We start from the raw sequence: 13,176 nt of genomic DNA, 5'->3' as shown, positions 1-13,176 counted from the left end.
ACCGTCATGGACGGGAGGACCTATGAATACAAGCTGTTTACCCGCAGCGATTTCAGCGCTTTCTGGGCGCTGTTCACGGACAACCTTGTAAACCTGCTGATCCTGTCCGGGGTCTGCCAGTTCGTGTTTCAAATGCCTGCGGACATCGTCTTTGGCCGCATCGTTCCCGGCGCTGCCATTGCGATTTTGGCCGGTGTAACCGTCTACACTTACCTCGCCAAATGGGCAGCAAACGCGCAGGGCAAAGACGTAACCGCGTTGCCCTACGGCATCTCGACGCCAGTTATGTTCGTCTACCTGTTCGGGGTGATCGGACCCATCTATTGGGCGACAAATGATCCAATGCTTGCCTGGCAAGTGGGCATCGGCGCCGGGTTCATGGGCGGCATCGTCGCGGCTCTGGGCGCCGTGGTTGGGCCGTATCTCAAGCGGATCACGCCACGTGCGGGGATGCTGGGGACGCTGTGCGGCATTGCCCTAGTCTTCATCGGCTCTGTGCCGCTGGCCGAAGTGTTCGAGAACCCCATCATCGGCTTTACGTCGCTGCTGTTCATCCTCTGGGGGTTGATCGGCCGTTTCCGCCTGCCGGGCAATGTTCCGGCCGGCCTTGTCGCGATTGCTGCCGGTACCGTGATCGCCCTTTTACTTGGCGAGTCCAAAATTGATGTCAGCGGCATCGGGTTCTACCCGCCGATCCCGTATTTCGGTGATCTGATCGCCGGCGTGCAATACCTGTTCGCCAACCCTGAGCTGTTCCTGGTGCTGATCCCCGTGCAGATCTACAACTTCATCGAAACGATGAACAACGTGGAATCCGCCGAAGCGGCAGGCGACCATTACCCTGTCGGGCTCTGCCAGGTGACGGACGGCGCAGGCACGATGCTGGGCGCTCTGTTTGGTTCGCCATTCCCGACAACCGTTTACATCGGCCATCCGGCCTATAAACGGTTGGATGCCCATGCGGGGTATATTGTCGGTGTGGCCGTTGTAGTTGCCGCCGCCGCCTTTCTGGGGTTCCTGTCCTTCCTTGCGGGGCTGATCCCGATCGCCGCAGCCGCACCGGTACTGGTCTTTGTCTCAGTCAGCCTGATCACCAACACCGCCTGGGCCGTTAAACCGATGCACATGGCCGCGGTATCCTTTGCGATCCTGCCCCATATCTCGGCCTTCCTGATGGTCAAATGGGGATCGTTGATGAACGCGCTGCGCAGCAGCGGTGTCGAAGGGCTGCCATCCTTGGGAGATCCTGATCTGACCTCGGCCCTTCTGATGGAAGGGGCTCATTACGAGGGGCACCTTGCCCTGAGCCAGGGGGCGATCATCACCGGTCTGGTCTGGGGTGCCATCGTGGCCGATGTGATTGACGGGCGCTTCCGGATGGCCGGCGCGTTTGCTGTCGCAGGTGGGCTGATGTCTTCGATCGGCATCATCCATTCCTACACGCTACAGATGCCTCAGTTCGACGGGATAACCATCGGCTATCTGATCATCGGCGCGTTCCTGTACGTCTACCCGGTGTTCGCCCCCAAAGAGGATCTTGAGCATCGCATCATCGTACCGGACGAGCCCGACCTCATCGATGACGACTCACCAGCTCAACAGGCCTGATCGGCAACGGGGCAGTCGCACGGCTGCCCCAAAAACCATCCCTTCCCGTTCAATCGTGGCCGTTCAAGACGCAGAGTTTGCCCTGCGGTCGCTTGCAGATCTTTCTCTCGCCTATCTCAGAGTTACGGCATGTGGTTCGAAAGGGTCTTGCAGAGGATCGCCCTTCCGAACCACGCATCTGCGTCGCCTGGGCATCTTCCATCACGAACACGGGCGCTGCATCGGCTGGGTCACACAAAACAGACGACCACAGGTGACGTGCGCGGGGTCAAGACCCTCACCCGCAAGCGCCGCAATCGGCCAGGCGTGACGAATTTTGTCGTTTGCAGGCATTTTTGTCGCTTTCCGGCTTGTTGCGGCAAGCTGGTGTGAACAAGAATACCTGCTTATGAAGAGTTGTTTTCCAAATCCCATGGACCGCCGTGCCACCGGCTGTGACCTTGTGATCCCAGCCTGATCTCAGGGCCTCTGGCCCCTACGCATCACGCTGTGACTACGGATTTTTCGGATAACCTCATGACAACTCAAGCGCTGCGCCTGGCCATCGATATTGGCGGCACGTTCACGGATACGGTTCTTGTCTCTGGCGAAGAGACGATACTTGCCTCGACCAAAACCCTGACCACACATCACAACCCCGCCGACGGAGCCATGCAAGGCGCAGCGCGCGTAATGCAACAGACAGGGCACCGTCTGAGCGAAGTCACCGGTTTCATTCACGGCACCACGCTGGCCACCAACGCGCTGATCGAAAAACGCGGCGCGGTCGTGGCAACCGTGACCACCGAAGGGTTCAGGGACATTCTGGAAATCGCCTACGAGCGGCGCTATTCGCAATATGACATCAATCTGGAAAAACCTGATCTGCTGGTGCCGCGTGAGCGCGCGCTGACGGTCCGCGAGCGCGTTTCGGCGGATGGCAAGGTATTGATTCCGCTGGAAGACACAGCCATCGACGCGCTGTTGAAGGACATCGACGCCAGCGGAGCGGAAGCCATCGCCGTCTGCCTGATGCACGCATATGCAAACCCCGAGCACGAGCGCAGGCTGCGCGATATGCTGGCGGACAGGCGACCCGATCTGACCATCTCGATTTCGTCGGACGTCAGCCCCGAAGCGCGCGAATTCGACCGGCTATGCACGACAGTCGCCAACGCCTATATCCAGCCTCTGATGGCAACGTATCTGGCCCGGTTTGTCCGACAATTCGAGGCCCAGGGCGTCACCTGTCCGATCCTGATGATGACAGCGGGTGGTGGAATGTGCACCATGCGAACCGCCTCGCGGTTTCCGATCCGGCTGGTGGAATCCGGCCCTGCCGGCGGTGCCATTCTGGCCGCCCGCGTCGCCGCCCGCGCCGGTCTGGGCCAGGTATTGTCCTTTGACGTCGGCGGCACCACCGCCAAACTGTGCCTGATCGACAACGCCCGTCCTCAGACCTCGCGCCAGTTCGAGATTGCCCGCGCCGCACGGTTTATCAAAGGGTCCGGAATGCCGGTACGTATACCGGTCATCGAAATGATCGAGATCGGCGCCGGAGGCGGTTCGATTGCCGGGGTTGACCGGTTGGGGCGGCTGACCGTGGGGCCAAAATCAGCGGGATCCGAGCCCGGCCCCGTCGCCTTCATGCGCGGCGGAACCGAACCCACGGTAACAGACAGTGATATTGCACTGGGATATATCGTACCCGACACGTTTGCCGAGGGGCATATTCAGCTTGACCCCGAAGCGTCGAAACGGGCGCTGAGCCGGGTGATCGGGTCAAAGCTGGATCTGGATGCCGTAGGCGCCGCCGATGGCGTCAGCCGTATCGTCGACGAAAGCATGGCCAGCGCGGGTCGGATGCATGCGGTGGAATCCGGCAAGGACCTTGGCCCACGAACAATGATAGCGTTTGGGGGCAACGGGCCATTGCACGCCAGCCGGGTCGCGCGATCCGCCGGGGTCAGCCGCATCGTGATCCCGCCCGATCCCGGTGTCGGATCGGCCGTCGGCTTCCTGTTCGCGCCGGTGTCTTTCGAGATCGTCCGCTCGCGTTACACGTTGCTGGGCAGCATGGACATGAACGGGATCAACACGCTGTTCGAAGCCATGATTTCCGAGGCCAGAGAGGTCGTCTTCCAAGGGGCCGGCGATGTCCCGACCCAGACGCTGCGCACTGCCTTCATGCGCTACAACGGACAAGGGCACGAGATCGAGATAGCCCTTCCCGACCGCCCCCTGACCGCCGAAGATATCGAGCCGCTGACCGCTGCATTCGAACAGGAATACCGCAAGCAATTCTCGCGCCCGGTGCCGGGAATGCAGATCGAGATTCTCAATTGGGCGGTGCGTGTCGCGACCTGTGACAGCGGCGTGCCGGCGGTTCCTGAAACGCCCCGGTTGAAGACAATCTCGGCGCCGGAAACCCGTCCGATCACCTGTGACGTGGACGGTGTATCGAAACCAGCGGCCTTCGTTGCCCGAGCGGATCTGAAGCCCGGCGACCACCTTCACGGCCCCGCATTGATCACCGAGCCGCAGACAACCACGCTCGTATCCGCCGACTTCTCGGCGCATGTGGATGCCATTGGAAACCTCGTCCTCGTTCAGGACCAGAAATGAGGCGCATGATGTCGTCCGATCTTTCACACGATCTTTCGCCCGCCCGATTGCAGGTGATGTGGAATCGTCTGCTGGCCGTGGTCGAAGAACAGGGCCAAACCCTGATCCGCGCCGCCTTCAGCCCGATCGTACGCGAATGTGGTGACATCTCTGCCGGGATATTTGACGCCGATGGCCGGATGCTGGCGCAGGCCGTGACCGGCACACCAGGGCACATCAACACCATGGCCGAGGCGGTGCAGCACCTGCGCCGGGCTTTCCCGGTTCAGACCATGAAGCCGGGCGACATCTACATGACGAACGACCCATGGCTTGCCTCGGGGCACCTGAACGATTTTCTGCTGATGATGCCCGCATTCAAGGATGGCAAGGTGGTGGGCTTTACCTCCTGCACCTCGCATCTTGTTGATCTGGGTGGGTTGGGCATGGGCCCCGAAGGTTCCGACATCTATGACGAGGGCCTGCTGATCCCGCCCTGCAAGCTGGTTGAACAGGGCACTCCCAACGCTTTGCTGCTGGACATCATCCGCGCCAACAGCCGCGAACCCGTCGCCAATGATGGCGACATCTATGCACTGATCGCCTGTTGCGAAGCCGGGGTTGCAAGGCTGCTGTCGATGATGGAGGAATTTAGCCTCGACGATCTGGAGACGCTCGGCTCGTACATCATCGACACGTCGCGCCGCGGCACGCTGGAGGCCATCGCCGACGTGCCCGAAGGTGTCTACAAGAATGTTCTGAAGATGGACGGCTATGAGAATGAGCTGGAGCTGCACGCCACCCTGACCGTAAGGAAGGACGGCATGCATGTGGATTTCTCGGGCACCTCGGGCTGTTCGCGCAAGGGCATCAACGTGCCGCTGAACTATGCCACCGCCTATACGGTGTTTGCCTTGCGCTGCATTGTCGGCGCGGACATTCCCAACAATGCGGGATCGCTGGAGCCGTTTACCGTTGACGGGCCAAAGGGCTGCATCCTGAACGCGCAGCGCCCGGTGCCGGTTGCGATGCGGCATACCCTGGGTCAGGTCACGCCCGATCTGGTTCTGGGCTGCCTGCATCAGGCCCTGCCCGATGCGGTCCCGGCCGAAGGCGCAAGTTGCATGTTCGACCTGCCCATGCGCCACGCGCCCGAAGTGGCCCGTGATGGCGGTCGCGAATTCGCGGTGGAACCCGTGCACAATGGTGGAACCGGCGCGCGACCTCATGCCGATGGTCTGTCGGCCACGGCCTATCCGTCGGGCGTGTTCGGCAGTCAGGTCGAGATCACCGAAAGCGTCGCACCCGTGACGATCTGGCGGCGCGAACTGCGCCCGGATTCCGGCGGCGCGGGCAAGTATCGCGGCGGGCTGGGGCAACGGATCGAGATGACCTCGTCCAACGGTGCGCCCTTTATCGTTTTCCTGTCGGTCGAACGGCTGAAATACCCGGCGCTTGGCCGTATGGGCGGCAGACCCGGCGCGCCCGGTCGCATCCGTTTCAGGGACGGTGCAAACGATATTCCGGGTAAAGGAGAATTACGGGTGGAACACGGTGATTACCTGATCTTCGATACACCGGGCGGCGGCGGCTTTGGCGACCCTGCCGAACGCGACCCGGATGCGCTGGCACTGGACATCAAACGCGGGTTGGTAAGTGCGCAAGGCGCCAGGATTTACGGGGGTGACGCATGATCCGACCGGTTCCTTACGTTGGCGCCATGGGCGCTTATGCGCTGGCTGATCCGAACGGCGCAGGCACGATTTCACTGGCGCAGAACGAAAGCGCCTTTCCCGCAAGCCCCGCCGCCGTTGCGGCCGGGCAGGCAGCGCTGGCGGATCTGGCCCTTTATCCAGATCCGGAATGGGCCGAAATGCGCTCGGCCATTGCCGAGGTGCACAGGCTCGACCCCGCGCGCATTTTATGTGGGGCGGGCTCGATGGAACTGATTGGCTGTCTGATCCGCGCCTTTGCCGGACCGGGCGATCAGGTGCTGGGCACACAATATGGCTATGCCTTTGTCGCCTCGGCCACAGCACAGGCACAGGCCGAATATGTGGCAGCGCCCGAGGTCGATTTGACCGTATCGGTGGACGCGCTGCTGGCCGCTGTCACACCTGCCACCCGCATCGTGTTCGTCTGCAATCCGGGCAACCCCACCGGCACGCTGATCCCGAATGACGAAATTGTCCGCCTGCGATCGGATCTGCCTGGCGATACATTGCTGGTGGTGGACCAAGCCTATGCGGAATTTGCCGATGCCACGAACGATCCCGCGCAGATCTTTGCGCTGGTGGATCGGGGCGACACCGTGATCACGCGTACATGTTCCAAGGCCTACGGGCTGGCGGGGGCGCGGGCCGGCTGGGGCTGTTTCCCAAGCGAAATCTCGGGTGAGGTCCGCAAGCTTTTGAATCCCAACAATATCTCGATTGCCTCGCAGGCAGCGGCGGCGGCGGCGATGCGGGATCAGGCCCATATGCGCAACGTGGTCGCACGGACAGCCGAAATTCGGGACCGGTTTGCGCAGGAATGCCGCGAACTGGGCCTGAGCGTGCCGGAAAGCCACACAAATTTCGTGCTGATCCGCTTTGCCTCGACCGCGCAGGCACAGCGCGCCGACACGGCCCTGCGGGCTGAGCGCCTGATGATGCGCGGCATGGGCGGCTATGGTTTGTCGGACTGTTTGCGCGCCACGATCTGTGCGCCCCAGGTGATGGACAAGGCCCGCGACATCTTGAAAGGAGCGCTGACATGACCGAGACCCGCACAGCCGCCAAGATCGGTGTTCTGGTGCCCTTCACCAACACCAATCTGGAACCGGATATGGAGATGCTGCGACCACCAAACACCACCATCCATTTCCAGCGCATGGGCGGCTATGACGTGAATGAAATTCCCGGCTCGGATCAAATGGCAGGTTTGGGCGCTTCGGATATCAGCCACGATCTGCGGATGATCTCGGGGGTGCGGCCCGATGTGGTGCTGTACGGCTGCACCTCGGCCACCCTGACCCATGGGCCGTCTTTCGACGCTGAGCTGGCGCAACAGATCAAATCGGAATCCGGTGCGCTGTCGCTGACCGCGGCCGGATCATTGATCGCCGCAATCAAGGCACTGGGGGCCACGAAGGTCGGCTTTTCCTCGCCCTATCTGGGCGAAATAAACGCTCAGGCGATGGATTTCATGGCCCAGAACGGAATCGAGACCGTTCGATGCGCCGATGTGGGCCGAAAGCTGGGCAATTACGGTCAGGGAGAGCTGACCCCGGACGACGTCTATGAACTGGCCTGTCAGGCCGATCACCCGCAGGCACAGGCCATAATTCTCAGCTGCACCGACATGCGTTCGGTCGAGGCGGTCGACCGGATTGAAGCAACGCTGGGCAAGCCGGTCGTCACCTCAAATCAGGCGATGATGTTCTGCCTTATGCGGGCGCTGAACCTGCCGCGTCATGACGCGCTGCCAGGGCGATTGTTCGACCTGCTCTGACCGGATCAGGGCGCAAGGCGACAATGTAAAAAAGCAAGCTCACCTCGAGCGGGTCTTGGATCACCCAGACTTGCTCCCAGCTCCAATTCAACCTGTGCAGCGGGCGGCAGGGCCTGCATCATCGCCGCCATCAGGATCAAGGGTGCGGATGTGCCGGTCGGAACGCGTTTCAACGGCAGCTTCGGCAGATTTTACGTCTGGTCGGCGGGGGCGTAGATCAACGCGCCAAGGTCTGAGAATTTCGAGCCCGGCGCGCCCAGCCCTATAACCGCATCACGAATGGCGGCAGCACGGGATGCACCCATTGATGGTGTCGCAAATTCCATGAATTTGTCGATCACTTCGGTCTCATCCATTGGTGCCTCGGGTCCGCCGCGTGCATGTACGTCGCCAGACTCGAGTATTCGCCCGTCGGTCAGAGTGATGCTGACATCGGCGAACCGGCTTTCGGGGAAACGGTCGGAATGGCGTGCGGCCTCTGAAACCGAGATACGCTCGACGATCGAGGCGACCAGCGGGTCGGCCAGGCCCGCACCGGTGATGTTCTCAACTCCGATCCGGCCATGCGCAACCATTGTTGCGACGGCAAATGGCAGCGAATACTGCGCCTTGGACGTATCATCCGGCATGCCCCGGAAAAGGCAGGCGCTTTCCCGAAACGTGTTTACATGAATCGCGGCAATATCGCGGTAAGTCAGGTCGTTTTCACGCATGAGTGCACGGGTGGCATCAATTGCGGCGTGGGCCCAACGGCAGATCGGGTAGGGTTTGACATATTGATGCTCCATTTGCCAGAAATCGCCCAGATCTTGCCAATGGGGGGCAACGTCTGCCGCTTCGATGGTGATGGCCGGCGCCCCGGTAAAGCCTTTCTCGGCCAATACCGCTGAAGAAATGCCAACCAACGCGCCCCAGCCCGAACCGTCATGCAGCATGGTGGGATTGGCGATTTCGCGCATCATCTGGCTGCGCGGGCCGTGATATTCGGCAATCCCCATGGCCTGCCGCATCTGTTCGGCCGTCAAACCGCGCAAGCGCGCCGCCACGGCCACCACGCCAAGCGCGTTCCAAGCTCCGGATGTGTGATAATCGCTGACGGTGTCATGCAAAGAAATGCCCGCGCGTCCCGCGACCTCGTATCCAACGATCACCGCCGCCAGCGCTTCGGGGCCTGAAAAATCTTGAACGGTTTCAGCCAGTGCCGCCAGTGCGGGAACGACGACAACCCCAATGTGGCCTTTGGTCGGATTGTATCCATCATGGCCGTCCAGATTGTCGGTCTGTGTGGCCGCTGCATAGGCCGCACCCGCGACGCTGACGCGACGACCGTCGAAAAGCATGCGCGCGCTCAGCCCCGGATCGCCCGCGCCAAACAGCGCTACCGCACTCTCGCGTGCAATCTGTCCGGCCTGCATCGGCCCCGATCCTATGGTGATCCCCAGCGTATCCAGCAGCATCAACGCCGCTGCCTTGCGTCCGGTGTCAGGAAAATCCTGCGCGGCACGATTCAGCGCAAAATCTGCAACGGTCTGAAAGGTATCTGTCACGGTGTCCAGTCGAGGTTTTTCTTTCGGGTTCAGGTTACAAGAAAAAGCCTATGTGAGTTTGCGCATAGCGGCACGAAAACAATGATGGGGCAATGGCCCCGGATTATTTGTGACTAGGACCAGATCACATTTCGAGGCAGAACCATACGTGTGAGTCGCTCATGGGCAAGACAGCAAGCCCTGGGCTTATTAATTCTTTGCGATGTGCCTTGCCTGAGAAACGTCCGTCATGATGAATCTTCCACACCTGACCTTTCTTCGCTCGTTCGAAGCGGCGGCACGGCACCTGAGCTTTACCGCTGCTGCCGAAGAGCTGAACTGCACCCAATCTGCCGTCAGCAATCATGTCCGCTCGTTGGAAGAGTTTTTGCAGCGCCCCCTGTTCGTGCGCCATCCCCGTTCCCTGTCGCTGACAGATGTGGGCGAGGCCTATCTGCCGTCGGTGCGCCATGCCCTCCAGGAAATCAACGCGGCCACGCAATCTGTCATCGTGCGGTCGCATACCCGCAAAGTGGTGGTTTCTTGCCCGGTCAGTCTGGCCGAGAACTGGTTGCCGGATGTGATCCGTGGTTTCAACGCGGTGCATCCCGATATTGATCTGACGGTTCATGGCACTGTCTGGGCTGATGTCGAACCAAATGTTTCGGACATCTCGCTGACGATCAATCATGTCGACGATGTGTCGCCGGACGCCCAACGTTTGTGGGTCGAAAAGCTGGCACTGGTCTGTGCGCCCGGCTTTCTGGTCGATGGCACGCCGCTGACCGACCCCAAGCAATTGCAGAATGCACCGCTGATCCATATCCTGGGCCGCCCCTCCTATTGGGAGCACGCGGCGCGGCATTTCGGGTTGTCCGATCTGAGCCAGAAGGGCGGGTTGCGGACGAATGTCTCGAATCTGGCGATGGAAATGGCCGCCAAGTCACTGGGATGCGTCGCCCTGCCCCGGTCGCTGGCCCGGTCCTATGTCGAGCGGGGGCTGCTGATCGAGCCTTTCCGGTTTGATCTGAACAGCCCCTGGACCTATTTCATGCGTCTCAAGAAAAAACCGGTTTCGCCACCGGTTCGGCTGTTTCAGAACTGGCTGTTGCAAGCCGCCGCTGAAATGGACAGCTGATCGACCGGTCATTTGCCGGGGCATGTCACGCGGCCCCTATTTTCTTTTGCTAGCCAGTTTGTTGGTGGCGAGAACGCGCAATCACTTCCGCGCGTCATCAATACCCAAGGCACGGGCTCTTCCAGCCATCAACAGCACCCTCTGCGCAACCGAGTTTCGACACCAACCAGTTCTTACCGATCCTCGGTTCCGCTGAACAAAGCCGACATGATCGCGATTTCGAAGGGCTTTGCACCATCTGCGCTTCTATTGCCTCAATATCCGCAAGAATCTATGGGATGCATCACGCAACTGCTGACGGCCATTGAAACCGGCGTCAGTTTCTTTGATTGTGCCCACGCCGTCCGTGGTAATTGGTAAGAAGGATTTTTGGATGCGTATTGCAATGATCGGCACCGGTTATGTTGGCTTAGTGTCCGGTGTATGCTTTTCGGACTTTGGTCATGACGTGATTTGCGTCGACAAGGCTGAGCAAAAGATCGACATGCTCAAGGCCGGAGAAGTGCCGATCTATGAACCGGGCCTGGATGTGCTGATGGCAAAAAACGTTGCTGCCGGTCGCCTGAGTTTTTCAACCGATCTGAAAGCAGCAGTTGATGGCGCCGATGCGGTTTTCATCGCGGTCGGAACTCCGACCCGACGAGGGGACGGCCACGCGGATTTGACCTATGTGATGGCGGCGGCAGAAGAGATCGCCCAAGCGGTTACCGGTTACACGGTCATCGTCACCAAATCGACCGTGCCGGTGGGAACAAACAGAAAAGTTCAGGAGGTCGTTGCGGCAGCCAACCCCACAGCCGAATTCGACGTGGCCTCGAACCCTGAATTTCTGCGCGAAGGCGCTGCAATCGACGACTTCATGCGCCCCGATCGCGTCGTTGTCGGTGTGGAAAACGATCGCGCCGCCGAAGTGATGGCCGAGATTTACCGACCGCTTTATCTGCGTGACTTTCCGATCCTGACCACCGATCTGGAAAGCGCCGAGATGATAAAATACGCCGCCAACGCGTTTCTGGCGACCAAGATCACTTTCATCAATGAAATCGCAGGCCTGTGTGAAAAGGTCGGTGCGGATGTCAAGGAAGTTTCCCGCGGCATCGGTCTGGACGGACGAATTGGCAACAAATTCCTGCATGCGGGGCCGGGCTATGGTGGCTCTTGTTTTCCCAAGGATACCGCCGCGCTGGCGCGGATCGGGCAGGATCATGCATATCCGATGCAGATCACGGAAACCGTCATTCGGGTGAATGACGAGGTCAAGAAGCGGATGATCGAGAAAATCCGAGACGCCTGCGACGACCGCCTTAACGGCAAGACGGTGGCGGTTCTGGGTGTCACTTTCAAACCCAACACGGACGACATGCGCGACGCGCCATCACTGTCCATCATTCCCGCTTTGATCGGCGGAGGAGCCAAAGTGCGCGTCGTCGATCCGCAGGGCAAAGCGGAAGGCGATGCGCTATTGCCCGGGGTCGAATGGTGCGACGATCCCTATGCAGCGGTCCAAGGGGCTGACGTTGTGGTGTTGCTGACAGAGTGGAACGAGTTCCGCGCGTTGAACCTGACCGAGCTGGCCGGTTCCATGAACTCTGCCAGAATGGTGGATCTGCGCAATATCTATTCAAAGTCACAGGCGCTGAAATCCGGCTTTGAAACCTATGTCGGCGTTGGACGCTGAAGGCACCCCGCCTTTTGGATCAAACACGCCCACCGGACCCGCTTGGGTCCGGCAGGGATCTGCCTTCACGGGCTATTCGGTGGCCCAGATCTTGCGGCGGCGTTCCTTGACCATTTCATTGCCTTCATCGGTGCCGTCGTGGAACGTGTTGAACCATTCGTCCCAAGGGGTTTCCCAAGTGCCGTAGTTGCAGTCGAAAAACCGATGGTGCAGCTGATGAAAGAAATCCCCGACCTGAAACTTGGCCTTGTTGCCGAACTTCACATGCTCGAACCCGGCATGAGAGGTCGGAGCGCCGATGCCGTGATGGAACAGCAGGAAAATGGCGTGGATCGGATGGGACGGCAGCAGGAAGAAGATCATCGTATCGAACATCAGAAAGAAACTTTCGACCGGATGCATCGCAAGCCCCGACCAAGGGCCGGTGTTGATGTTGCGGTGATGCCAAGCGTGGACTTTTGTATAAAGCATACCCACGTGCAGCAGCCTGTGCAGCCAGTAGAAATGGAACCCGGCCCAGATCGGCACAAAGACGGTCATGGCGATGAACCAGATCGGGTTGCCGTCTAACGTGATCATCGTGATCCAGCCATTGGCATAGGAATACAGGATCAGACATTCCCAGAACGTCCAGAACGTCAACGCCGGGCCCAAGGTCCAGAACATGTTGTCCCAGACCTGGTTTTTGAATGTGAACACCTTGGCGCCCTTCATCATCGGGCGCATGTCATAGCGGAATTCGTCCTGCTGCGTGCGGAACCTCCAAAGGGCCAGGTGCAAGCCGCCTGCGACCACCATCAGGATACAGAAATTGCGGAACCAGATTTCCGCAACCCAATCCCAGCCGAAGGTCTCGACCCTGCTCAGTGAAGGCGTCAGATAGGTCCAGGTGATGACCGCAAAGACCAGCAGCAGCGCCCGCAATGCAAGCGGATTCCAGCTTTGCAGCAGGTATTTCAACGCGGCCAGAGGTTTCATAGGCCAATCCCAATAGGGCGCGGTCTGAATCGGCAGCTGGGGCGTGTAGTTCCAGATCTTGCGCTTGGCTCGTGGCGGCAGGGCGGGGTCTGACATTGTGGTCTCATTTCATCTGTTCACTGACCACAAGCCTAAGGCCGGGGATCAAAAGCTCAGACCCAATTGTCTTGCCG

9 protein-coding genes are annotated in these 13,176 nt (G+C 60.0%); 7 read left to right on the top strand and 2 right to left on the bottom strand.

The features are described from left to right. Nucleotides 1–6: 6 nt before the first annotated feature. The 5 genes from GS614_RS11040 (at nt 7) to GS614_RS11020 (ending at nt 7,683) form a co-directional block, all read left to right on the top strand. Nucleotides 7–1,608: a xanthine/uracil/vitamin C permease gene (locus GS614_RS11040; protein ID WP_171726282.1), complete on the top strand. Its 1,602-nt coding sequence runs from the start codon at nt 7–9 to the stop codon at nt 1,606–1,608. A gap of 516 nt (nt 1,609–2,124) precedes the next feature. After that, nucleotides 2,125–4,212 (top strand): hydantoinase/oxoprolinase family protein, encoded by a 2,088-nt coding sequence (locus GS614_RS11035; RefSeq protein WP_171726281.1) that lies wholly within the window; start codon nt 2,125–2,127, stop codon nt 4,210–4,212. 8 nt (nt 4,213–4,220) lie between these two features. Then, nucleotides 4,221–5,885: a hydantoinase B/oxoprolinase family protein gene (locus GS614_RS11030; protein ID WP_171726280.1), complete on the top strand. Its 1,665-nt coding sequence runs from the start codon at nt 4,221–4,223 to the stop codon at nt 5,883–5,885. Further along, complete coding sequence (locus GS614_RS11025; RefSeq protein ID WP_171726279.1) at nt 5,882–6,949, top strand: histidinol-phosphate transaminase; 1,068 nt, start codon at nt 5,882–5,884, stop codon at nt 6,947–6,949. The genes GS614_RS11030 and GS614_RS11025 overlap by 4 nt, the downstream gene beginning before the upstream one ends. Then, a complete protein-coding gene (locus GS614_RS11020) occupies nt 6,946–7,683 on the top strand; it encodes an Asp/Glu racemase (protein ID WP_171118091.1) in 738 nt (245 codons plus the stop codon). The genes GS614_RS11025 and GS614_RS11020 overlap by 4 nt, the downstream gene beginning before the upstream one ends. A 191-nt stretch (nt 7,684–7,874) precedes the next feature. On the opposite strand, the gene GS614_RS11015 is transcribed toward GS614_RS11020, so the two are convergent. After that, nucleotides 7,875–9,230, bottom strand: a complete 1,356-nt coding sequence (locus tag GS614_RS11015) for an MmgE/PrpD family protein (protein ID WP_171726278.1) — start codon at nt 9,228–9,230, stop codon at nt 7,875–7,877. Nucleotides 9,231–9,459: 229 nt separating this feature from the next. Between GS614_RS11015 and GS614_RS11010 the strand changes: the two genes are divergently transcribed. Continuing rightward, the gene (locus GS614_RS11010) at nt 9,460–10,347 is read left to right on the top strand and encodes a LysR substrate-binding domain-containing protein (RefSeq protein ID WP_171726277.1); all 888 of its coding nucleotides are present in this window, start codon (nt 9,460–9,462) and stop codon (nt 10,345–10,347) included. Between the two features lie 373 nt (nt 10,348–10,720). Then, the gene (locus GS614_RS11000; protein ID WP_171726275.1) at nt 10,721–12,025 is read left to right on the top strand and encodes a UDP-glucose/GDP-mannose dehydrogenase family protein; all 1,305 of its coding nucleotides are present in this window, start codon (nt 10,721–10,723) and stop codon (nt 12,023–12,025) included. A gap of 72 nt (nt 12,026–12,097) precedes the next feature. On the opposite strand, the gene GS614_RS10995 is transcribed toward GS614_RS11000, so the two are convergent. Then, complete coding sequence (locus GS614_RS10995; RefSeq protein ID WP_171726274.1) at nt 12,098–13,099, bottom strand: sterol desaturase family protein; 1,002 nt, start codon at nt 13,097–13,099, stop codon at nt 12,098–12,100. Nucleotides 13,100–13,176 lie beyond the last annotated feature (77 nt).

It is taken from the genome of Ruegeria sp. HKCCD6604 (genome assembly GCF_013110635.1).
GTDB lineage: Bacteria > Pseudomonadota > Alphaproteobacteria > Rhodobacterales > Rhodobacteraceae > Ruegeria.
This window is presented reverse-complemented; position numbering and strand designations above follow the sequence as displayed.